Consider the following 20867-nt stretch of genomic DNA (forward strand, 5'->3'; position numbering starts at 1 on the left):
TAGCACTATAAAGCCTTGTTTGCTTTTCTGCCACTAAAATAAAGATTTGTACATAAAATTCTGTATATTCGGTGTTTAAAATGTAAGTAAAAAATGATTGAAATTGTTCAGATTATGAGTAAAATAATCATTGTGATGCATAAATATAAGTTTTCATGCAAATTAATGCTACGAATAGACTGCTTTATGCTTAAAAATCATAACAACGGGGGTTCATCATGAAGAAAACAAAATCATTTATTACTTTGGCACTTACTTCTATGCTTGCGGCAGTCGTGATCGCTGGATGCGGTACAGGCAATCAAACCGCAACAGGACAAGCACCTGCACCTTCTGCTGGCGATAAGAAAACATTGGTTATGGCTACTTCTGCTGACTATAAGCCATATGAATATCACGACCTGAGCAGCGGAAAAGATGAGATTGTCGGCTTTGACATTGATATCGCGAAATATATTGCAAAAGAGCTCGGCTATGAACTGCAAATCAATGACATGAACTTTGACGGACTTATTCCGGCACTGCAAACGAAACGCGCGGACTTCGTTATGGCTGGCATGACAGCAACACCTGAGCGCGAGAAGAACGCTGATTTCTCCACCATCTATTACGATGCGAAAAATACGATCGTAGCAAAGAAAGACAGCAATCTGACCAAGCCTGAGCAATTGGCTGGCAAAAAAGTGGCGGTACAGCTCGGTTCTATTCAGGAAGGGGCAGCAAAGGAGATTGCAAAGACTGTTTCCGGCTTGCAGATCACTTCACTGAACAAGCTACCTGAGATTGTCGAAGAAGTAAAAGCGGGCCGTGTAGATGCTGCTATTATCGAGGACACGGTAGCGAAAGGCTTCGTGGAAAACAATGACACTCTGCAATTCACCACTCTGGAAGAAAACGAACAGAATGGCTCTGCTGTTGCGTTTCCACAAGGATCGCCACACGTAGAGAAATTTAATGAAGTCATTAAAAAGATGCAAGAAAACGGAGAAATGGACAAGCTGATTAAAAAATGGTTCGGTCAATAATCTCTCCAGGCAACGAATAATAACGGTATAAGCAGCAAGAGGGGAGAATGGGCATGAATTTGGATTTTGCACAAATCGTGCCCTATATTCCTTTCATATTGGAAGGGATAAAGGGCACGCTACTTGTTACTTTGATTTCGGTTGTATTGGGATTTTTCTGGGGCTCCATCCTCGCACTTATTAAAATTTCGAATGTGAAATTGCTAAACTGGATCGCGGTTGCCTATACGTCTGTTTTCCGCGGGACACCTTTGATTTTGCAGCTGACCTTTGTTTATTTTGCAACGCCACAGCTTACTGGCTACAACATTTCTCAATTGGAAGCAGCTGTACTGACGTTTACACTAAACTCAGGTGCATACATTTCTGAGACGATTCGCGGTGGGATTTTGGCGGTGGATAAAGGGCAGTGGGAAGCGGCCAAGGCGCTTGGTGTACCATATCACCGGATGATGCTCGACATTATTTTGCCGCAGGCTGTCAAAAATATCTTGCCTGCACTTGTCAATGAAACGATTGCGCTCTTGAAGGAATCTGCACTCGTTTCTACGATTGGTCTTGCAGACATCATGCAGAACGCGAATGTGGTTAAAGGCACCATCTTCCGCTATTTTGAGCCATACATGATCGCCGGTACCCTGTACTATGTCATGGTTATGATCCTGACTTGGGTAGCTCGCGTGCTGGAACGGAGGATGAGACTCAGTGATTAAGATCGATAACATTACGAAGTCATTTGGGCAACTGAATGTATTGAAGGGCATCACGACGAACATCGGTAAAGGTGAGGTTGTCGCCATTATCGGTCCATCTGGATCGGGGAAGTCAACGCTATTGCGTTGCATCAACCTCATGGAGACACCAACGACGGGTACAATTACGATCAACGGACAGGAAATTACAGCTCCAAAGGCTGACGTGATGGGCATTCGTCAGCAAATCGGGATGGTTTTCCAGCATTTTCACCTGTTTCCGCATATGACTGTATTGAAAAACTTGACCTATGCTCCCATGAAAGTAAAAGGCATGTCTGCGGCAGAAGCAGAACAAAAGGCGAGAGAGCTATTGGCACGCGTAGGGTTAGCAGACAAAGCGGATGTCTTTCCATCACGCTTGTCAGGCGGTCAGAAGCAGCGTGTAGCCATTGCCCGTTCGCTGGTGATGGAGCCACAAATCATGCTGTTTGACGAGCCGACCTCTGCCCTCGACCCAGAGATGGTCAAGGAGGTTTTGGAGGTTATGAAGGGGCTGGCTGATAGCGGAATGACCATGGCAATCGTTACGCATGAAATGCGCTTTGCTGAAGAGGTGTCAGACCGTATTTTGTTCCTCGATGATGGTCGTCTCTTGGAGGATACGCCACCAGAAGAGTTTTTCCAAAAGCCAAGAAGTGAACGTGCCCAGCAGTTTTTGGAGAAGGTTCGGTAATACAACTAGCCGCAGTGCCGATGAGGCAGCGGCTTTTTTCTTTGACACGAGCATAGACTTGGGCTAGAATCAGAAACATTATCAGTGTAAAAAATTTTTTGTTTATTCTATTTTGAGGAGTGACTATTTTGGATCGTCAACGGTTGGTCATTTTGTTGGAAATGGCGATGATGGCGGCTCTTGCAATTGTGTTTAGTCAGATCAAGGTTTTCGATATGCCACAGGGCGGCTCTGTATCCCTGGTGATGGTGCCAATCGCGTTGATCGCTGTTCGCCGTGGACTCGCTGCTGGTGTCATTACAGGACTTGTTGTCGGATTTCTTCAATTGCTCTTGGGCAGTACAGTTGTCCATCCAGTTCAGCTGTTGCTGGATTATCCGCTCGCTTTTGGTGCGCTGGGTCTCGCTGGGCTTGTTCGCCTGTCTGGCTACGAAGGAACGAAGCAACGAATCATGGTACTGTGGAGCAGCTTGTTCATCGGCGTGATTGGACGATTTGTCTGCCATTTTCTATCCGGTATGATTTGGTTTGGCAGCTACGCGCCAGAAGGTGTACCAGTCTGGCAATATTCCCTCATTTATAACATTACGTATCTGCTGCCAGAAATGATTATCGCGGGAGTCGTCATGACAGTTGTGCTCAGCAGCGCATCGCAGCTGCTGTTCCCTGCACGCGATCGAGTCGCGTAAGAAACAGGAAAAAATCGGTATCAAGTACAAGCTATCCACATAATGTAATCAGGCAGCGAGTTCCGTTGCCTGATTTTTTACTTCTTAGGCATATACTTTTTTCATGTGGCAGGATACATGTTTATCCGACAGCAGAATATGATGTAATATGCACGTTTTTGAGAACACCTAAAGGAGGTGCGGCACGAAATGGGATTGCGCTCCTATCGCCTGCGACAGGGGGGCGCCTTGCGACGTGTTCTCGGGGTTGCGTTGGCTGTCGGGGGAATCACCATTTTCTTGTATTGGGCACCTCCGTGGGTTTGGTATAGCCTATTGGCATTAGCACTCATAGGGGCCGGCGTGTATTTGTATCGTGTGTAGTAATTTCGGTGAGGAGGGGTAGCATGCGGTTTTACACCATCAAGTTGCCGAAGTTCCTGGGTGGCATGATTCGGGGCATCATCGAGGCGTTCAACAAGAAGAAGTGAAGCTTCGGCCCCGAGCCTCCTTTGGGAGAAGAGTGGAGAAACGGGAGAAATGCAAAAAAGCACCTCGAGGGTGCTTTTTTTCGCATAGCTGAGATCAACTATACGCGAGTTACGAGACCGGATTTCAGTGCTCGAGTACTTACATAAACGCGCTTCGGTTTTCCATTTACGAGAATGCGCACTTTTTGTACGTTGACACCCCAAGTGCGGCGAGTTGCGCGCATGGAGTGGGAGCGAGCGTTTCCAGCTTTAGCAGATTTACCTGTTACAAAGCAACGACGTGCCATTACAATCCACCTCCCTTGTTACATATAAACGGGATTTCCTTTGTGGGAAATACAAATACTCGACTATATTAGCACACCATTGCTGTCAATTGCAATACTTGACAACATGATTTACCCCTACTTTCTCAACGTATGCTAAAACGCGGTCGCTCCCCCATGCTAGACTTCGATAGAGTTTTTTTATAGGGTTGATAGGATTGACAAAACGCTTCATTTCTCTTTTGTGTTAGTGTAGAATTGTAAGGAAGCATGGTTACGCTTACCTATGACGGTCAAGCTGTTTAACAGAGGAGGAGTCCTTGCATGACAGTGGAAATGAATACATCGCTAGGAAAGATCGATGTTACAGAAGATGTGATCGCACGGATCGCTGGAGGCGCGGCCATGGAAGTTTTTGGACTTGTGGGCATGGCTTCTCGCAAAGCGTTGAAAGATGGAATCGCTGAACTGTTAGGAAGAGACAACCTGAGTAAAGGTGTCGTCGTTCATAACACAAATGGCGAAGTAGTATTGGACATGCACATTATCGTCAGCTATGGCGTGAAAATTTCCGAGGTGGCAGGCAACGTTCAACGCCGTGTTCGATATACCTTGGAGCAAACAGTAGGCATTGATGTGACTGCTGTTAATATTTTTGTGCAGGGAGTTCGTACAGACAGGGATATGTAAGGAGGAACATCAGTTGGTACATACGCGTCTAGATGGCGTGCTGTTTAGCCGGATGGTTTACCTGGGGGCGAACCTTTTATCCGACAACGTCAGAGTAGTGGATGGATTAAACGTCTTTCCTGTGCCGGATGGCGATACGGGGACAAACATGAATTTGACTTTCTCTTCCGGTGTGGAGGAGCTGACTCGAAAAGAATCCCCCCGAATCACTGAATCGGCAGCTGCTTTGGCAAAAGGTCTGTTAATGGGCGCGCGCGGTAACTCCGGCGTGATTTTGTCCCAGTTATTCCGCGGCTTCAGCAAATCAGTCAATGGAAAAGATGAGGTTAACGCCCGTCAGTTTGCCGATGCCTTGAAAGCTGGTGTTGACTCTGCGTATCAGGCAGTGATGAAGCCGGTAGAAGGCACGATTTTGACTGTTGCCCGTGAAGCGGCGGAGATGGCTGTGCGTGCAGCGCGCACGTCAGATGATATTATCTCTGTCATGGAAAAAACATACGAGCAGGCGCAAGCTACGCTGTTGCGTACGCCGGAAATGCTGCCTGTTCTAAAAGAAGTGGGCGTAGTCGACTCAGGTGGACAAGGTCTCTTGTTTATTTATGAAGGGTTTTTGCGAGCATTGCGCGGGGAAGAGCTTTCCGCCGATCGTGAGCGTTCGGTACCTAAAATCGGTCAGGAAGAGCTGGACAAGCTCATTTCTGAGCAGCATAATGCACAAATCCACATGAAAACAGAAGACATCACCTACGGATACTGTACGGAGTTTATGGTTCATGTCGCGCATAGCACCGAGCCGAACAAAAAGACGTTCTCAGAAGCGCTGTTCCGCAACCATCTGGATACGATGGGCGATTCATTACTAGTCGTCTCTGATGAAGAAGTGGTCAAGGTACATATTCATGCAGAGCATCCGGGAAGCGTATTGCAATACGCTCAGCAATTCGGCAGTCTGCATCGACTGAAGATAGAAAACATGCGTGAGCAGCATGCGAACATTCTAAAAGCGGAAGAAAGCAAAGGACAGGCGAAGCCAGAAACAGCTGCTCAAGCTGCTACAGAGCTGCTTCCATACGGATTGATCGCGGTAGCTGCTGGTGGGGGAATCGCAACGATTCTGCGCAGCATGGGTGTGCATGTGGTGGTAGAGGGCGGCCAAACGATGAATCCGAGCACAGAGGACTTCATGAAGGCCATCGAAGGACTGAATGCCCAGCACATCATTATCCTGCCAAACAACAGCAATATCATCATGGCAGCCCAGCAGGCATCCGAGCTCGCTGAAGTTCCTGTATCTGTCGTACCGACGAAGAGCATTCCGCAGGGATTGGCAGCACTGGTCAGCTTCCGTGCAGATGTTGAACCGGAAACGAACGCGCAAGCAATGACCAAGGCGATTGCCCAGGTGAAAACAGGTATGGTGACGCACGCGGTTCGCGACACGCAAATGGGTGAGGTAGAAATCAAAGAAGGCGATTTTATCGGCATGGCTGAGAAAGAAATCGTCACAGCAGGTCCCGACTTGCTAGCTTGCGCAACGACGTTGCTCTTGGGAATGGTGGATGAAGACTCCGAAATCGTGACGATATTCTTAGGAGAAGATGCGACAGAAGATCAGGCTCATGCTTTAGAAAAAGCTTTGTCTGATGCATACCCGGATGTGGAAGTTGAGATCCAGGCAGGCGGTCAACCGTTGTATCCATTCATTTTTTCTGTCGAGTAAAAGCCAACTTTTTGAATACGAACGAATAGGGAGAGGAGCGATCGAGAATGCCAATTGTGATTCTTACCGACAGCGCGTCTGATATCGATGCGTCTGTGAGGCAGTCATTGGGGATCGTGGCCGTCCCGTTGAAAATCATGTTTGGGGCGGAAACGTATGTGGACGCGGTCACTATCTCGTCTTCGGAGTTTTTCGATAAGCTGAAGCAATCGAGCGTGATGCCAACGACCTCACAGCCGTCTCCGCTTGAATTTGCTGAAGCGTACAAAGAGATCCATGAGAAATATGGCAAGGACGTGCAAATCATTGCCATACTCTTATCGGGTTCCTTATCGGGTACGTATCAATCAGCGATGATCGCCAAGTCGATGTTGGATGAAAATATCGACATTACGGTGATCGATTCGCGCAAAGCTTCGTTTGTTCATGGAATGATCTGCGTGGAGGCTGCCAAAGCCGCACAAGCAGGCAAGAACAAGGAGCAGATTCTGGATCAGATTGATCGTTATTTGGATGAGGTGCAGGTATACTTTATTGTAGATACACTGGAGTTCCTGCAAAAAGGCGGTCGGATCGGAAAAGCATCTGCCGTTATCGGTTCGCTCTTGAATATCAAGCCGATTTTGACACTGGATACCGCTGGGTACGTGTCTGCTTTTGACAAGGTAAGAGGGACGAAGAAAGCTCTGAATCGCGTATTTGAAGCTTTGCAGGAATACGCGCAAGGGGAGCCTGTGAAAATCGCTGTGCTGCACAGCAGTGTTCCAGATCAAGCGGCTGAGCTATTGGAGCGACTCAAGCAAGAGTTTTCGGTAACGGACTCTTGGTTGGAACAGATTGGTCCCGTGATCGGTACGCATACAGGTCCAGGGCTTCTTGGGATCGTCGTGGTAAAAGATAAGTAAGGCATATATGGTATGGAGAGGAGCTTCCCTGAGGCAGGGGGCTTCTTTTTTATACGGAGATTCTAATAGTCATGAAAATAAGGGGGAGGTTTTGGTGAATAAGGATGATTTCCTTTTTGAGCTGGAGGATATTGTGTATGACTCTCTATTGATTGGCGGTCATAAGGATGATTTGAACAAAGAAATTTCTGCTAATATGTGGTCTATTTCTTTAAGTATGCAGTTAGCTAGTCAGTTCACAGTTTCTGATTTTATGAACTTTTTCCATAAAGTAATAGAGAATAGACAACAGCAAATTTTAAAATCAAATAGTGATCATGGAATGCTGTTATATGTTTGGTTCGATTGGCAGGCTTCGCAACTAAGATTTAATCTTATCTCTCAGATTCATGAAAGACTCCCCTTTAGCGGAAAGATTGAAATCCTTGATGAGCTTGAACCAATCATTAACGAGTTTATTCATTTCCCTTATCATGATGGAATTCCAATAGTAGAAACAGCAAACGAAGGAAATGATGTTCAAGCAGATTTCGACCAAGAACTAGATTCCGTAAAGGTATTTTTAATTTCACTTCCAAAGAAATAAAATGAAATTCATGAAGGTTGTACGCTTACATGTTGCCTGTGGGACTCAGAGGTAGTATTTTCATTTAGCCTGATTTAACCGCATGTTGTCAGCGTAAATCGGTTATGATTGCTTTACGTACAGTTTCCTCTGTAGCGCTTTCAAAGGCTGTAGGATACAATGAAAGTGAATCTTGTTGAACCCCTTGTGATTCAGGAGGAGAACCGGTTGAAGTACAAAAGCGTATTTGATATTATCGGTCCAATCATGGTTGGGCCATCTAGCTCCCATACGGCTGGTGCAGCCCGTATCGGTCGTGTGGCTCGCAAGCTGTTTGGCAGAATGCCTTTGCGAGCAGAAATTGTTTTTTATGGCTCATTTGCAAAAACGTATCAAGGACATGGCTCTGATGTGGCGACTGTTGCAGGAATTCTTGACTTTGACACGTCGGATTTGCGTCTGAAAAATTCGCTGGTGATTGCAGAAAAAGCTGGCATGGAAGTGGAGTTGACCACTTCTGAGGTTTTGACAGAGCACCCGAACACGGCGCGGATCAAGCTGTCTGATGATGAGCAACAGATTGAAATCGTTGGTGTTTCCATTGGTGGCGGGAAGATCGAAGTGTTGGAAGTGAACGGGTTTTCCTTTCAGTTGGGCTTCGATACACCGACGCTCTTGGTCTTGCATGAGGATCGCTTTGGGATGATTGCGGCTGTGGCAAAGGTGCTGACCCAGCACAACATTAATGTGGGGCTCATGGAAGTGTCTCGACACACACGCGGTTCGCGTGCTTTGATGGCAATCGAAACGGATTCGACGATCTCGCCGGAAGTCTTGGAGGAAATTCGTCAAATCCCCCATATCTTTGACGTATCCCTGCTCGCATTGAACTAAGCAAAAGGACGAGCAGGATTAGAGGAGTGAACAACCAGATGTTTCGTAATGTGGCTGAACTAGTAGAGTTGGCCGAATCCCAGGGGAAGAAAATCTCCGAGGTGATGATTGAAGCAGAAATGGAAGTTTCCCAGCGTAGTCGGGATGCCATTATGCAAGATATGTACGCCAACCTTGATGTGATGGAAAAAGCAGTGCGTCGCGGGCTTACTGAAGATATTCGCTCGCATAGTGGGTTGACGGGCGGCGATGCGAAGAAGCTGCAAACATATATGGAGACCAAGACGTTTTTGTCTGGTCCCACACTTTTGAATGCTGTCTCGATGTCCGTGGCGGTTAATGAAGTAAACGCAGCAATGGGTACGATTGTTGCAACGCCTACAGCGGGAGCATGCGGCATTGTACCAGGGACGTTGTTTGCCGTATCTGACAAGCTGCAACCGACCCGTGAGGAAATGGTCAATTATTTGTTCACCGCAGGCGCTATCGGGTATTGCATTGCCAACAATGCATTCATTTCGGGTGCTGCAGGTGGCTGCCAGGCAGAGGTGGGCTCTGCAACGGCTATGGCTGCTGCGGCAATTGTAGAAATGGCTGGCGGTACGCCTGAGGAATCTGCCCAAGCAGTGGCGATCGCGATGAAAAATATGCTCGGTCTGGTCTGTGACCCCGTAGCCGGACTGGTTGAAGTACCATGTGTCAAACGAAATGCGATGGGAGCAGCGATTGCGACGGTTGCCGCAGATATGGCAATGGCAGGCATCAAGAGCGTAATCCCGACAGATGAAGTCATCGATGCCATGTACCGAATCGGCTGCGCCATGCCGACTACGCTGAAGGAAACCGCACAAGGTGGTCTTGCTGCTACGCAAACGGGCCGCATGATCGAAGCAAAAGTGTTCGGCGTACGGATGGAGAAGTAAGATGGCTGGTGCATATCATTCGCCCGTCTCCCTTTTGCACGGGGTAGGGGAAGAGCGGGCGAAGGCATTTGCAGGACTGGGAATCAACAGCATTGGTGATTTGCTGGAGTATTTCCCGTCTCGCTATGAAGATTACCGTGTGCGCGATTTGACAGAAGTAAAAGACGGAGAGAGGGTCACGCTGGCAGGTACGGTGTACGGCGAACCCTCTGTTCGTTTTTATGGAAAAAGAAAATCACGACTGTCGGTCAAGGTTGTCATGGATCGTGTCGTGGTGACGGCTGTCTGGTTCAATCAGACGTTTGTCAAAAGCAGGCTGTCGCCAGGCAAGGAAATACTCGTCACAGGAAAATGGGACAAGCACAAGCTACAAATCACTGTGAGCGAGATGACTGAAGTAGACTCCGAACGTGCGACAAAACGAGGTGAGCTCGCTCCTGTCTATCCACTTGGCGGCGATGTGACGCATACACTGCTGCGCAAAACCATTCAACTGGCGTTGCGTCAGTACGGCAAGGAGATTCCTGAGGTCCTTCCGGCGGATATCGTAGAGCGCTACCGACTGATGCCGCGCATGAATGCCTTTCATTCGATTCATTTTCCAGAAAATGCGGAAGATGGTCGTCAAGCGCGGCGACGGATTATGTTTGAGGAGCTTTTCTTATTCCAGTTGAAAATGCAAACACTGCGCAAGATTAATCGGCAGCAAACGGAAGGCGTTGCTTTGGCGATCCCGATGGAAGAGGTACGGGAATTTGTCAAAGGGTTACCGTTCCCGCTGACAGATGCGCAGAAACGAGTGGTAAAAGAAATATTGGACGACATGCGGGCCCCTCATTCGATGAATCGGCTGCTGCAAGGGGACGTAGGCTCGGGGAAAACCGTCGTAGCTGCCATCGCGCTGATTGCTGCTGTGAAAGCAGGTTATCAGGGAGCGCTGATGGTACCGACGGAGATTCTCGCCGAGCAGCATGTGCAGTCGTTGACGAAGCTCTTGTCCGATTACGGCATTCAGGTCGCGCTCTTATCTGGCTCGCTGACGGCGAAACGTAGACGCGAAGTCATCGGCTCTCTGCAAATGGGGTTAATCGATGTCGTGGTCGGCACCCATGCGCTTATTCAGGAGGATGTCTTTTTCTCCCGTCTTGGTCTCGTGATTACGGACGAGCAGCACCGATTTGGTGTGGAGCAACGGCGAATTTTACGGAATAAAGGCTTGTCACCTGATGTCTTGTTTATGACTGCAACGCCAATTCCGAGAACACTGGCAATTACGGCATTTGGCGACATGGACGTTTCGACGATTGATCAAATGCCTGCGGGGCGCAAACCGATTGAGACGACATGGAAAAAGCATGATCAGTTTCCGGCTGTGTTGGAGCAAATGCGGGATGAGCTGCGCAAAGGACGACAGGCGTACGTGATTTGTCCACTCATTGAGGAGTCGGAAAAGCTCGATGTGCAAAATGCGATTGATGTACATGCTCAGCTCACACACATTTTCCCTGAATTCGGCGTAGGATTGATGCATGGGCGACTGCCAGCGAAGGAAAAGGATGCCGTCATGCAAGCCTTTCTTGGGGCAGAGCACGCTGTCCTGGTCAGTACAACGGTCGTAGAGGTCGGTGTGAATGTGCCGAATGCCACCTATATGGTGATTTATGATGCGGAGCGGTTTGGTCTTGCTCAGCTTCACCAATTGCGCGGGCGGGTAGGACGTGGCTCTGAACAGTCGTATTGTGTACTGATCGCCGATCCGAAATCCGAGATCGGAAAAGAGCGGATGCGTGTCATGTGCGAGACAACGGATGGATTTGAGCTGTCACAGCGCGATTTGGAATTGCGCGGACCAGGTGATTTTTTCGGGACAAAGCAGAGCGGCTTGCCGGAGTTTAAAGTCGCTGATTTATTAAGTGATTACAAAGCCCTGGAAGTAGCAAGACAGGAGACTGTTAAGCTGGTAGCAGAGGACTCCTTCTGGCGCGATGAAAAGTATCACTGGCTGCGTGACTATTTGAAGAATGAGGGCGTACTGGACGGTGTCGTCTTCGATTAAGAAAGGAAGGCTTTCCTACTTCAAGCATGTGGGGAGGCTTTTTCTTTTGTGGGGTGAAACTTTAAGCAGGCTATCGACGTCTATCCTCTGTAAGGTAAATTTTTCTAGGAAGCGAGGCGAGTTTTTTGTCTTTGCGAAAAATTCGGGGAATGAGTATGTCCATTGTGTTCGCATTGCTTATCATGACAGGATCCGACTTCGCGCAAGCAACTTCCACGGACAGTCGGATTGCCCAGACTGGCCCATCCCATACGACCAGCCAAACGACAAAGGAATGGAAGCAAAAGGAACTGCCTTACGACTACGCGGCGATGAAAGAAGACGTGGTCATTCAGCTAAACGATGCTCCACAGCTCCGTTCTCCTCGAAGAACAGTCGTGGGACCTGCACCACAGGCGTACACCATATTTTTTAAAGAAGCTGTGAACCGTGGAACAGTCGAAGCAGCTATCCGCAAAAATGCCAAGGAAGAGACCAAAAAAGAGGATTTGGGATTCGTGGAGCCGATTTTTACGTTTCACTGGTTGCACGACCGTCAACTGCAATTGAAGGCTACCCTTCCTGATACACTTGCCAAAGACAGAAGCTGGACGGAATATGTTGTAAATGTAGCAGGAGCGAAGACGGTAAAGGGAACCGTGTTTGACGATACGAATGATTTCTCGGCGGTAGTGTTTGCTCCGTCTCAGATTTGGCGAGTCTCAGTCGATGGCAAGGTGAAAGAAAAAATGACGGACTTTGCCGTCAGGACCCCCATGGAGTTTATCGACCCTGAGGAACGGTATGTGCAGCTGGAGCGATTTACAGAATATTGCGAGTGCGATGCGCGGTTCCCCATGCTGTATTCGATTTATGACACACAGACAAAAGAGCTGACTGCTTATCCAGTGGAGCTGACGGATAACTATAGCGGTGCAGGCGACTTCATGGCAGATCGACGCGGCTTCTTTTTCGCTCATCCACCGAAAGGGACAGAAGTACCGAAAAGCGAGTTTGCCACTCGTGTCAAGGTAGATGGATACGTACATGGAGCCAGCTTTAGCCATGATCGCAAGCATGTATTGCTGGCAGTAGGAAAGACCGAACAGAAAAAGGATCTCGATCTGGTCGTGTATGATTTGGCGACTGGAAAAGAACGGCGCCTCCCAGGTGTAATTAAAGGATGGGTCCCAACAGATGAGATGAATGGGCAAGTCCAGCCCGTCAGTTTTATGGATGATGGACGTTACGCAACGTTTGAAATGAGAACAGAGGAAGATAGCTTTGAAGAGCTTCGTCAACGCTACGATTGGCAGTCAGGCAAGGTGATCAGCTGGAATCCACCCGTTCCCAAAGAAGCGTGGTCTGGCTATATCCAGTCGACAGATGCGGCCTATCAAATGTATTGGAATGCAGGGGTGTTTAAGGGCGACGTCAAACTGATGGAAATGAAGCCAGAAGCGATATGGATTCCAGGCACTCCCCATTTGGTTTATATCGATTGGGAAAAAGCTGAACAAGGAGCGGAGTCCGTGTCGTCGCTCTTCCTGTTCGATGCCGATCATAAGCAACAATCTGTGCTGGTGAAAGGACTGCCAGCAAGTGTATCGATTTTGGGAGCTAGCAACGATGGCAAATGGCTGTACGTCACGACTCCGGACGCATTTGCCCCCTAGGCCTCATATTCTGTTGCCAGCTTTTACTGCGATTGTAATACGCATAAGTTCAATACTTTGATGAGGATTGGTCAGCCCGGCGATGATAACGTAGCCGACGGGGTGGCCTGTTTCTTTTTTTTTTGGCAATCATATGGAGGATGTTCGGGTCGCCAAGAGCGTTGTGGTGCCGATCTTCGCTCCATTCTCCTCTTCCTTTAACATTGGCTTACCATGATCAGATTGCCGTCGGGATCGCGGAAGTTGAACCAGTGACCATGCTGGATAGGAACGACGACTTCAACTCCGCTCTCCTTGAGAAAGGCATAAGAGGCTTCGATATCCTGTGTGTTGAAATGAAACAAGGGAGCATCATCTGTGATGCGCTTCGGAAAGATTTTGCTGTCTAGAACGAGCGCCAGTCCGTTTTGCAAGGGAATGCAGTATATCTGTCCGAACATGATCTCACCGTCCGAGGGAATGCCCAATAGGCGGCAGTACCAGTCGCGTGCGCGCTCGATGTCGCTGACGGCTACAAAAATGGCTCCGATTTGGGGGAGCAGGGGGGAAGTGGTTGTCATTGTGATAAAGCTCCTTTCAATTGGTGTTTTTCACAAGGTCGACCCGTCATAATTGTGCACGAAATGTCGGATCGCCCGATTTTGCATCTGCTATTCTGAGGGGGAAAGAGAGGTCATTACCATGGATTTGCTTGCAAAGCTGAATGAGGCTCTGGACTACATCGAAGACAATTTGACAAGCGAGATTGACTACAAAGAAATCGCTCGGGTGGCTTGCTGCTCCGAGTATCACTTCAAAAGGATGTTTTCTTTTCTCGCTGGTGTTCCGCTATCCGAGTACATCCGGCGTCGGCGCATTACGCTTGCAGCTTTTGAGCTTGCGGACAGCAACGAGCGGGTCATTGACATTGCGATCAAATACGGATATGGATCGGCTGATTCCTTTGCCAGAGCTTTTCAGACTGTGCATGGAGTCACTCCGACAGAAGCCAGACACATCGGCCATTCCTTGAAGGCTTATCCGCGAATGACCTTTCATCTATCCATTAAAGGAGGCAGTGCCATGAATTACCGTATGGAAGAAAAAGAGGCATTTCGCATTGTGGGTCTGAAAAAAAGAGTTCCGTTGATTTATCGTGGGGTCAATCCAGAGATTGCGGCCATGTGGGCTTCATTAGATAGGGAGACGATTCAGCAACTGAAGTCGCTATCCGATGTCAAGCCACTTGGACTGCTCAGTGCGTCCGCGAATTTTTCAGAAGGTCGGCTGGAATATGGCGAGCTCGATCACTATATCGGCGTTGCCACTGCAAAAGCTTGTCCAGACAACCTGACGGTACTCGAAGTTCCTGCCTCCACCTGGGCGGTATTCGAAGCAGTGGGTCCTTTTCCTGATACGCTGCAAGATGTCTGGGCCCGGATTTATTCGGAATGGTTTTTATCCTCCGGTTATGAACAGGCTGAGGGTCCAGAGATTTTGTGGAACGAAAATAAAGAGATTTCATCACCAACCTTCCGAAGCGAAATTTGGATTCCTGTCGCGAAAAAGTAACCCCTTATTGGATTCGCTCTCGCTTGCGGAACACCTACCAACGTGTGCTTATCCGGCAAGAAATAATTACCAACTTTTTTTGCGCAAGACAGGCATAAAAACGAACGTTTGTTTGCTATAATAAGAACAAAGTAATACGAGAACATAAGTTCTTATTAGGAGATGATCGTGTGTCCAATGCGAACAAGCGGATCGTGTTTTTGATCGACATGCAGAGCTTTTATGCCAGTATCGAGAAAGGGGCCAATCCAGAGCTGCGAAACAAGCCGATTGTCGTCGCAGGTGATCCAGAGCGGCGCAGCGGAGTTGTACTGGCAGCGTGTCCGATTGCCAAGTCATACGGAGTGGTCGCATCCGAAGCGCTATGGCAGGCGCAGCAAAAGTGTCGCCAGCTCGTCGTTGTTCGTCCGCGCATGGAGATGTACATTCGCATCTCCATGCAAATCACTCGCATATTCGAAGCATTTACAGACAAGGTGGAGCCGTACTCGATCGATGTTCTGTTACCTAAATGTTCACCATAACTGTTCGTTTACAAAGGATATATTTTCAAGTTAATCTATTTATGTGGTAATCGTTTACAATAATACTCTGGTAAACGATTACAATAGCTCGTCTATTTAGACCAAATAATAGTTCATAGACTGTATTTTTATTAAAGGATTGTTGGGCAGATTTATGAGTGTAGAAAACAAAATTGAGAGCTATGGTTTATTTGTAAAAAGGGCCAGTTACTTGACTGGCGAACGGTATGCTTACTCCTTATTGAGATATTTACGATACTTAAAACGTATGAAAGTTCATTATAAGGAAGTGACAGGCTCTGGAGTTATAGAAGAATATATTAAACATCTTCTGGGATTGGAGCAACTGGTGATCAACCAACAGCCCTATTTTGTTTTGAATTCCTATGAGATTAGTGCTAGGTCTCAGAAAAACAAGAAACCCTATTCTAGGTGTAGAGTTAGCCGGGGAAATTGAAGCCATAGGCAAAAATGTGACCAGGTGTATGCATGAACAGGGATGCGTTTTGGCGCTCATTCCGAGTTACACTTGTCTGCCTGAAGATGGAGTTGTAGCTTTAAAACCGGCGAATGTGACTTATGAGGGAGCCGCAGCCGTTCCTTTTGGGGGAACCACAGCCTTGCATTTTTTTAGAAAAGGAAATATCCAGAACGGACAAAAAGTTCTTATCTATGGAGCTTCTGGAGCGTTAGGAACTTCCGCCATACAGCTTGCCAAGTATTATGGGACAGAAGTTACCGGTGTGTGCAGTACCACAAATGTAGAAATGGTGAAATTTCTGGGAGCCGATAAGGTCATCGAGAACGGGACATACTTGACAGTTGAAGGGCAAGGGATCGCAAAGGTGAGTTCGAAGGATCTAGTTTTCCTCAAAGAGCTTATGGAGACGGGGAAAATAAAATCAGTCATAGATAGACGCTATCCGTTGGAACAAATTCCTGAGGCTCACAGGTATGTAGAAAAAGGGCACAAAAAAAGGAAATGTCGTCATCACCGTGGAACATGCTAACAAAACTTAACGAAGATCTGCGCCTATTTAACATGTCCGGATATATGCTGGTTTGACATCTTTCTGGTACTCCCCAAGAGAGGAGGGAGCGACTCCACGGATTTAACTTCCATGGTTCTTGTCGCACATATGCTATGTTGTTACAAACGTATATTCCGCAAGCTCCTTTATCAAGTTTTGTAGATTACTTCTGGTATTTCGAAGGATATAGTCCACCTCATTCGAAGGAGCTCTTGCTGCCTGATGGTTCGATAGAACTTGTAATTAACCTGCGTGACGATAAGATTAAATTGTTTGACCGCGCATATAAGGACCCGTTGCGGACTTATGGCAGCTCTGTTATTTGCGGGCCGCATTCCGAATATTTCATCATTGATACTTCGGCAGAGACCACGGTCTTGGGCATACATTTCAAACCGGGCGGTATTTATCCATTTCTTAAAATACCTGTGAATGAACTACATAATAAGCATGTTTCCTTGGATACACTGTGGGGAGTCAGAGCCCATGATCTGCGTGAGATGCTGCTTCAATCGGAACTTGTGAACGATAAGTTTCGAACACTGGAAGAAAGTCTTATAAAACTGGCCTCCCGACCACTGATAAGACACTCGGCAGTAAGCTTCGCACTTAACGAGTTTCAGAGCGTGCCTCATACTAGACCCCTCTCGGATGTGATCGGACAAGTCGGTTTAAGCCAAAGGAGATTTATCCAGGTTTTTAAAGAAGAAGTGGGGCTGACTCCCAAGCTATTCTGTCGACTTCGCCGTTTTCAGGAGGTATTGAACCGAATAGACCGCGCGAAGAGCGTCAATTGGATGGATGTCGCTATCGCTTGCGGTTATTATGATCAAATGCATTTTATTAAGGATTTTCAGGAGTTCTCCAGTCTTAATCCTACAAATTATTTGTCGACGCATGGCAGGCATCACAATCATGTTGCGATCCACAATTAAATCTCTCTTCAATCGCAGACGATATGTTATTAGTCGGTCAATAATTAAATATAGGGTCAATTTTTTACTATACCCTTATTTGGAGAGCGGTTAGGATATTTATAAGAGGCGGGAACAGTCAGTCAGCATGATTGCATCTAACGATATTGCATAGCTCATCATTCGGGAAAAAGGAAGGTGGATTCAAATGATTAATGCAACTCCATTTCTATGGATCAAGAATACTGCGGAGGCGATTGAGTTCTATAAGAAGGCTTTCGATGCGGTAGAGGTTTACCGTTTGACAGAGCCGGGAGGCAAAGTGGCTCATGCTGAAATTACAATCGGCGGAGCCAAAATATCAATCGCAGGTGAATATCCTGATTACGGTATTCAGGGGCCGGAAACTTTGGGCAATACAACGGTTGGTATCCAACTTCAAGTTGAAGATGCGGATAAGCTGTTCCAGCAGGCGATTGCGGCTGGAGCGACAATTGTTAATCCAATGACGGATCAATTCTACGGTGACCGCGCGGGAAGTGTGAAGGATCCGTTCGGACATTATTGGATGATCTATACGACTATTGAAATCGTGTGCCCGAAAGAAATGCAGAAGCGATTCCTCGCTATGTTTTAGAGTTAGCTGATCCGTGCAATGATTGCTTTGACTACATGCAAGCAAGTTATAAAAGACCTTTCTTTTGGTCTTACCCCTGTCAAGTAGACAGAACTAAAAAAGCCTAAGCAGCCAGTGTGTTACGGTATTCCACCGGAGCACACTGGTTTAATTTTTTCTGGAACCGTTCATGGTTATAAAACCATATGAAATATAGATGAAGCTACAACCGAACAAGGCATATGTGCCTACGGCTTCTTATGTTGCTACAGCTAATGGTAAAGCTACTAGGTTTGTATAAAAATTGGAAAAAATTCTAAAATTAGCATCTGTTTTTTAAGATGATATTTAAATGTCATTTGAAAGGATAGGTGCTTTTTAGAGTCTGTTAATAATTTCTTGTAAACTCAAGCAACTGATATATAAGAGGTTTTATCTCCCTAATAAGGAAACTTTTTTTGCAACCAACAGAGTCAAGGGTGTAAGGAAAAGTGGACCCTTGACACGTTGGTAGAGAGAATGCTGGACTGATGTTTCTTTACAATGGTTGGCTCAAAATCGCCTTCTAGATCCCGGTGGACGTCGACTTCGAAGAACATAGAGAGTTTTCTTACTTTACCCATCGCCGATGTTGGTTGTCCGCTAAGTTTTTTATGTTATGTTTGGTATATTTAAGAGAGGTTCTATTTTAGCTTCAAACATTTCTTGAATCGTGTCTGCAAATAGATCCTTTAACGTTTACTGCACGTTGTCCACTGACGTTCTGTTTCTGTTGTAATCCACTCGTTTGAAATCATAAAAAATATCCGAGCTTTTTAGACTAATTGTAGTTTAGACCAGACTTTGCTAGCAGAATCCATTAAATAAAGTGTAGGGTAATAATATTATCGAAGGGAATCAACTGACGATCCATTACGTTTGCTAATTTTATTACCCTTTTTTGTTGATCAACATCGATAACTCTACCTGTTGCTATTTTTTCCTCAAACATGTCAAATAAGACGATTTTTATTTCTCTGCCGGTAAACATCGATTCAGAAATCATATGTGCAAAGAGTTCCGTTTCCTGTCCGTCTAACAATGGACGGGTCTTTTTTTTCAAATTTTGTTGATGCTCAAGATATGCTTCCTTGTGCTCTGGAAGCATCATCCGTGAAGATTCAAACAAGCCATTACCTTGCAGCTTTTTGCTCATTTATAGTGGCCTCCAATTTTTTGAGAACGATCTTTTGCTTGACCTGCTTTTGTCAGGGATACTGCTCGCATAATCGATGCATTTCCAAATCTTTGCTTAATCATATCGGTGGTCTTTTCCAATGCAAGCTTCTTCTCACGGTCATCGAACAAAACTAACTGAAATTCCTCATCGCTGACAAGTTGACTTAGGCTTACTCCGATACTGCGTATAGGAGATCCATCCCAGTGTCGCTCTAACAACATGGTCGCAGCTTTGTAGACATCACCTGTAAGACTTGTTGGGTCAGTTAATGTCATCTGCCGATGAAACCCCGTGGGACGATTGAAGTCTGCTCCCCGGCAACCTACGGATACAACCCATCCCATATACCCCTTGGCACGGCATCTTTGGCATACCAATTCTGATAGTTCCAAAAGGGGAACTAAGATTTCTTGCAACGTGTAATAATCTCTCGGTAACGTCATTTGATGACCGATCACTTTTTGGTGGTTATGGGTGTTTGGACTTACCGGTGAAGAATCTATGCCGTTAGCGATACACCATAGAACTTCTCCGTTAATACCCCATTTGCGTTTTAGAGTGGTGAGAGAGGTATTTGCCAGATCACCGATTGTCATGATGCCCATTCGGGTGAGATGTTGTGTCATTCTTGATCCAACCATAAACATTTTGTTCACCGGTAGTGGCCAAAGTATGGTTGGGAGATCCACCTTCGAAAGGGTAAAAATACCTCGTTCATTTTTTTTTGCGAAATTATCGCAAGCCATTTTACTTACGACTTTGCAGTAACTAATCCCGATCCTTGTGCGGACGCCTGTCTCGTTCATCACTCTTTGCTGAATATTTTTAGCAATCGTGACGGGGGAGCCGAAAAGCTTCAAACTAGCCGTTATGTCGAGGTGCTGTTCGTCAATGCTATATGGTTCCACTAGATCTGTATAAGATTGTAGAATTTCGGTAATCTGAAGAGATACCCGAATGTATTCCTCCATACGAGGTCGAATCACAACCACCTCTGGACACTTAGCAAGAGCTTCTCCCAGCCGTTCTGCCGTTGTAATACCATGTTTTTTGGCAATGGGACAAGCAGCTAGAATAATCCCTGATCGCCGCGTAGGGTCGCCGGCAACAACGAGAGGTTTATTTTTATATTCAGGATGAGCTGCTTTTTCCACACTCGCGTAAAAAGATTGGCAATCTGCCAGCATAATGACTCGATCTAATTGTTTACTCATGAGTTTATTTCACCAGCCAGATCAATATTTAAATATTCGCTTAGCTTTTTCTCCACTTCAGCTTTCACTAAGCCCCGTAGCATTGAAAATTGGTGATGATAACCGCGACATAAGTACCTTGCTTCTATACCGAGTTTAGTCCAGTTTTGTTCATACACTTTTATCCCATGTTTTCTCAGATATTTGCGTATTCCCAATAAATCGATAGTAATCAGGTCTTGTACATGGCGTAAGGTTCTGGCATAAATAGTAGGCATTTTTAACGGTACAGAATCCAAAGTTTTGATATCCTTTTCCAAGATATCCAAAATGATGGGGAGAAGAATGTACTCTTTAATGAATTGAGATTCTTCTTCAGTTTGCAAAGGGATTTGCGTCATCCTAATTGCTTCTTTGCTACTAGGGACAAGGATAGAATACAACTTCGATTAAAATAGATGGTTTCAACGCTACGGCAGCCTTGGTGCTTTTCTAAATTCCAAGACATAGAATCACCCTCCGACAAGAACGTT

24 protein-coding genes and 1 pseudogene are annotated in these 20867 nt (G+C 46.4%); 19 read left to right on the forward strand and 6 right to left on the reverse strand.

What is annotated here, in order from left to right:
* The first annotated feature begins 218 nt into the window (after nt 1-218).
* The 6 genes from HP399_RS12245 (at nt 219) to spoVM (ending at nt 3612) form a co-directional block, all read left to right on the forward strand.
* Nucleotides 219-1025 carry a transporter substrate-binding domain-containing protein gene (locus HP399_RS12245; RefSeq protein WP_173617307.1) on the forward strand — a complete coding sequence of 269 codons (807 nt, stop codon included), beginning with the start codon at nt 219-221 and terminating at the stop codon, nt 1023-1025.
* Nucleotides 1026-1078: 53 nt separating this feature from the next.
* The gene (locus HP399_RS12250) at nt 1079-1738 is read left to right on the forward strand and encodes an amino acid ABC transporter permease (RefSeq protein ID WP_007728368.1); all 660 of its coding nucleotides are present in this window, start codon (nt 1079-1081) and stop codon (nt 1736-1738) included.
* Nucleotides 1731-2453 (forward strand): amino acid ABC transporter ATP-binding protein, encoded by a 723-nt coding sequence (locus HP399_RS12255; RefSeq protein WP_173617308.1) that lies wholly within the window; start codon nt 1731-1733, stop codon nt 2451-2453. The genes HP399_RS12250 and HP399_RS12255 overlap by 8 nt, the downstream gene beginning before the upstream one ends.
* 128 nt (nt 2454-2581) lie before the next feature.
* The gene (gene thiT / locus HP399_RS12260) at nt 2582-3142 is read left to right on the forward strand and encodes an energy-coupled thiamine transporter ThiT (protein WP_173617309.1); all 561 of its coding nucleotides are present in this window, start codon (nt 2582-2584) and stop codon (nt 3140-3142) included.
* A 189-nt stretch (nt 3143-3331) separates the two neighbouring features.
* A complete protein-coding gene (locus tag HP399_RS12265; RefSeq protein ID WP_007728365.1) occupies nt 3332-3505 on the forward strand; it encodes a hypothetical protein in 174 nt (57 codons plus the stop codon).
* A gap of 23 nt (nt 3506-3528) precedes the next feature.
* Nucleotides 3529-3612: a stage V sporulation protein SpoVM gene (gene spoVM, locus HP399_RS12270; RefSeq protein WP_005831022.1), complete on the forward strand. Its 84-nt coding sequence runs from the start codon at nt 3529-3531 to the stop codon at nt 3610-3612.
* 98 nt (nt 3613-3710) lie between these two features.
* On the opposite strand, the gene rpmB is transcribed toward spoVM, so the two are convergent.
* Entirely contained in the window at nt 3711-3899 is a 189-nt protein-coding gene (rpmB, locus tag HP399_RS12275; RefSeq protein ID WP_005831020.1) for a 50S ribosomal protein L28, read from the reverse strand.
* A gap of 303 nt (nt 3900-4202) precedes the next feature.
* Here rpmB and HP399_RS12280 point away from each other — a divergent pair, with 303 nt between their 5' ends.
* From HP399_RS12280 to HP399_RS12315, 8 genes are all read left to right on the forward strand, one after another.
* Nucleotides 4203-4568, forward strand: a complete 366-nt coding sequence (locus tag HP399_RS12280) for an Asp23/Gls24 family envelope stress response protein (RefSeq protein WP_007728362.1) — start codon at nt 4203-4205, stop codon at nt 4566-4568.
* Nucleotides 4569-4581: 13 nt separating this feature from the next.
* Nucleotides 4582-6288, forward strand: coding sequence for a DAK2 domain-containing protein (locus HP399_RS12285; RefSeq protein WP_173617310.1), 1707 nt, complete (start codon nt 4582-4584; stop codon nt 6286-6288).
* Between the two features lie 47 nt (nt 6289-6335).
* Entirely contained in the window at nt 6336-7193 is an 858-nt protein-coding gene (locus HP399_RS12290) for a DegV family protein (RefSeq protein WP_173617311.1), read from the forward strand.
* A gap of 94 nt (nt 7194-7287) precedes the next feature.
* Nucleotides 7288-7779, forward strand: a complete 492-nt coding sequence (locus HP399_RS12295; protein WP_173617312.1) for a hypothetical protein — start codon at nt 7288-7290, stop codon at nt 7777-7779.
* A gap of 207 nt (nt 7780-7986) precedes the next feature.
* Entirely contained in the window at nt 7987-8652 is a 666-nt protein-coding gene (sdaAB, locus tag HP399_RS12300) for an L-serine ammonia-lyase, iron-sulfur-dependent subunit beta (RefSeq protein ID WP_039961391.1), read from the forward strand.
* Nucleotides 8653-8690: 38 nt separating this feature from the next.
* Entirely contained in the window at nt 8691-9575 is an 885-nt protein-coding gene (gene sdaAA, locus HP399_RS12305; protein ID WP_173617313.1) for an L-serine ammonia-lyase, iron-sulfur-dependent, subunit alpha, read from the forward strand.
* Nucleotide 9576: 1 nt separating this feature from the next.
* Nucleotides 9577-11631, forward strand: a complete 2055-nt coding sequence (gene recG / locus HP399_RS12310) for an ATP-dependent DNA helicase RecG (RefSeq protein ID WP_173617314.1) — start codon at nt 9577-9579, stop codon at nt 11629-11631.
* Nucleotides 11632-11756: 125 nt separating this feature from the next.
* Nucleotides 11757-13286, forward strand: coding sequence for a hypothetical protein (locus HP399_RS12315; RefSeq protein ID WP_228088504.1), 1530 nt, complete (start codon nt 11757-11759; stop codon nt 13284-13286).
* A 197-nt stretch (nt 13287-13483) separates the two neighbouring features.
* Here the strand turns inward: HP399_RS12315 and HP399_RS12320 are convergent, their stop codons facing one another.
* Entirely contained in the window at nt 13484-13846 is a 363-nt protein-coding gene (locus HP399_RS12320; protein ID WP_173617316.1) for a VOC family protein, read from the reverse strand.
* Nucleotides 13847-13967: 121 nt separating this feature from the next.
* On the opposite strand from HP399_RS12320, the gene HP399_RS12325 reads away from it, so the two are divergent.
* From HP399_RS12325 to HP399_RS12345, 5 genes and pseudogenes are all read left to right on the forward strand, one after another.
* The gene (locus HP399_RS12325) at nt 13968-14837 is read left to right on the forward strand and encodes an AraC family transcriptional regulator (RefSeq protein ID WP_173617317.1); all 870 of its coding nucleotides are present in this window, start codon (nt 13968-13970) and stop codon (nt 14835-14837) included.
* A 170-nt stretch (nt 14838-15007) separates the two neighbouring features.
* A pseudogene (gene polYB / locus HP399_RS12330) lies at nt 15008-15334 on the forward strand (DNA polymerase IV); the annotation flags it as partial.
* 512 nt (nt 15335-15846) lie between these two features.
* Nucleotides 15847-16371 carry an NAD(P)-dependent alcohol dehydrogenase gene (locus HP399_RS12335; RefSeq protein WP_228088505.1) on the forward strand — a complete coding sequence of 175 codons (525 nt, stop codon included), beginning with the start codon at nt 15847-15849 and terminating at the stop codon, nt 16369-16371.
* Between the two features lie 134 nt (nt 16372-16505).
* Entirely contained in the window at nt 16506-17327 is an 822-nt protein-coding gene (locus HP399_RS12340) for a DUF6597 domain-containing transcriptional factor (RefSeq protein WP_173617318.1), read from the forward strand.
* Nucleotides 17328-17514: 187 nt separating this feature from the next.
* Nucleotides 17515-17943 (forward strand): VOC family protein, encoded by a 429-nt coding sequence (locus HP399_RS12345; RefSeq protein ID WP_173617319.1) that lies wholly within the window; start codon nt 17515-17517, stop codon nt 17941-17943.
* 103 nt (nt 17944-18046) lie between these two features.
* Here HP399_RS12345 and HP399_RS31135 read toward each other — a convergent pair whose 3' ends face one another.
* The 4 genes from HP399_RS31135 to HP399_RS12360 form a co-directional block, all read right to left on the reverse strand.
* A complete protein-coding gene (locus HP399_RS31135) occupies nt 18047-18130 on the reverse strand; it encodes an IS3 family transposase (protein ID WP_369124625.1) in 84 nt (27 codons plus the stop codon).
* Nucleotides 18131-18781: 651 nt separating this feature from the next.
* The gene (locus HP399_RS12350; protein WP_173617320.1) at nt 18782-19117 is read right to left on the reverse strand and encodes a YolD-like family protein; all 336 of its coding nucleotides are present in this window, start codon (nt 19115-19117) and stop codon (nt 18782-18784) included.
* Nucleotides 19114-20355, reverse strand: coding sequence for a DNA polymerase IV (locus tag HP399_RS12355; protein ID WP_173617321.1), 1242 nt, complete (start codon nt 20353-20355; stop codon nt 19114-19116). The genes HP399_RS12350 and HP399_RS12355 overlap by 4 nt, the downstream gene beginning before the upstream one ends.
* A complete protein-coding gene (locus tag HP399_RS12360) occupies nt 20352-20735 on the reverse strand; it encodes a YhjD family protein (protein ID WP_173617322.1) in 384 nt (127 codons plus the stop codon). The genes HP399_RS12355 and HP399_RS12360 overlap by 4 nt, the downstream gene beginning before the upstream one ends.
* Nucleotides 20736-20867: the final 132 nt, after the last annotated feature.

The sequence above is a fragment of the Brevibacillus sp. DP1.3A genome, from assembly GCF_013284245.2.
Lineage (GTDB): Bacteria > Bacillota > Bacilli > Brevibacillales > Brevibacillaceae > Brevibacillus.

What these genes read in the sequence shown, in the direction of transcription:
- HP399_RS12245 (WP_173617307.1), top strand. Translation starts at nt 219, where the DNA reads ATGAAGAAAACAAAATCATTTATTACTTTGGCACTTACTTCTATGCTT.
- HP399_RS12250 (WP_007728368.1), top strand. Translation starts at nt 1,079, where the DNA reads ATGAATTTGGATTTTGCACAAATCGTGCCCTATATTCCTTTCATATTG.
- HP399_RS12265 (WP_007728365.1), top strand. Translation starts at nt 3,332, where the DNA reads ATGGGATTGCGCTCCTATCGCCTGCGACAGGGGGGCGCCTTGCGACGT.
- spoVM (WP_005831022.1), top strand. Translation starts at nt 3,529, where the DNA reads ATGCGGTTTTACACCATCAAGTTGCCGAAGTTCCTGGGTGGCATGATT.
- rpmB (WP_005831020.1), bottom strand. Translation starts at nt 3,899, where the DNA reads ATGGCACGTCGTTGCTTTGTAACAGGTAAATCTGCTAAAGCTGGAAAC.
- HP399_RS12280 (WP_007728362.1), top strand. Translation starts at nt 4,203, where the DNA reads ATGACAGTGGAAATGAATACATCGCTAGGAAAGATCGATGTTACAGAA.
- HP399_RS12290 (WP_173617311.1), top strand. Translation starts at nt 6,336, where the DNA reads ATGCCAATTGTGATTCTTACCGACAGCGCGTCTGATATCGATGCGTCT.
- sdaAA (WP_173617313.1), top strand. Translation starts at nt 8,691, where the DNA reads ATGTTTCGTAATGTGGCTGAACTAGTAGAGTTGGCCGAATCCCAGGGG.
- recG (WP_173617314.1), top strand. Translation starts at nt 9,577, where the DNA reads ATGGCTGGTGCATATCATTCGCCCGTCTCCCTTTTGCACGGGGTAGGG.
- HP399_RS12320 (WP_173617316.1), bottom strand. Translation starts at nt 13,846, where the DNA reads ATGACAACCACTTCCCCCCTGCTCCCCCAAATCGGAGCCATTTTTGTA.
- HP399_RS12325 (WP_173617317.1), top strand. Translation starts at nt 13,968, where the DNA reads ATGGATTTGCTTGCAAAGCTGAATGAGGCTCTGGACTACATCGAAGAC.
- HP399_RS12335 (WP_228088505.1), top strand. Translation starts at nt 15,847, where the DNA reads ATGCATGAACAGGGATGCGTTTTGGCGCTCATTCCGAGTTACACTTGT.
- HP399_RS12340 (WP_173617318.1), top strand. Translation starts at nt 16,506, where the DNA reads ATGTTGTTACAAACGTATATTCCGCAAGCTCCTTTATCAAGTTTTGTA.
- HP399_RS12345 (WP_173617319.1), top strand. Translation starts at nt 17,515, where the DNA reads ATGATTAATGCAACTCCATTTCTATGGATCAAGAATACTGCGGAGGCG.
- HP399_RS12350 (WP_173617320.1), bottom strand. Translation starts at nt 19,117, where the DNA reads ATGAGCAAAAAGCTGCAAGGTAATGGCTTGTTTGAATCTTCACGGATG.
- HP399_RS12355 (WP_173617321.1), bottom strand. Translation starts at nt 20,355, where the DNA reads ATGAGTAAACAATTAGATCGAGTCATTATGCTGGCAGATTGCCAATCT.
- HP399_RS12360 (WP_173617322.1), bottom strand. Translation starts at nt 20,735, where the DNA reads ATGACGCAAATCCCTTTGCAAACTGAAGAAGAATCTCAATTCATTAAA.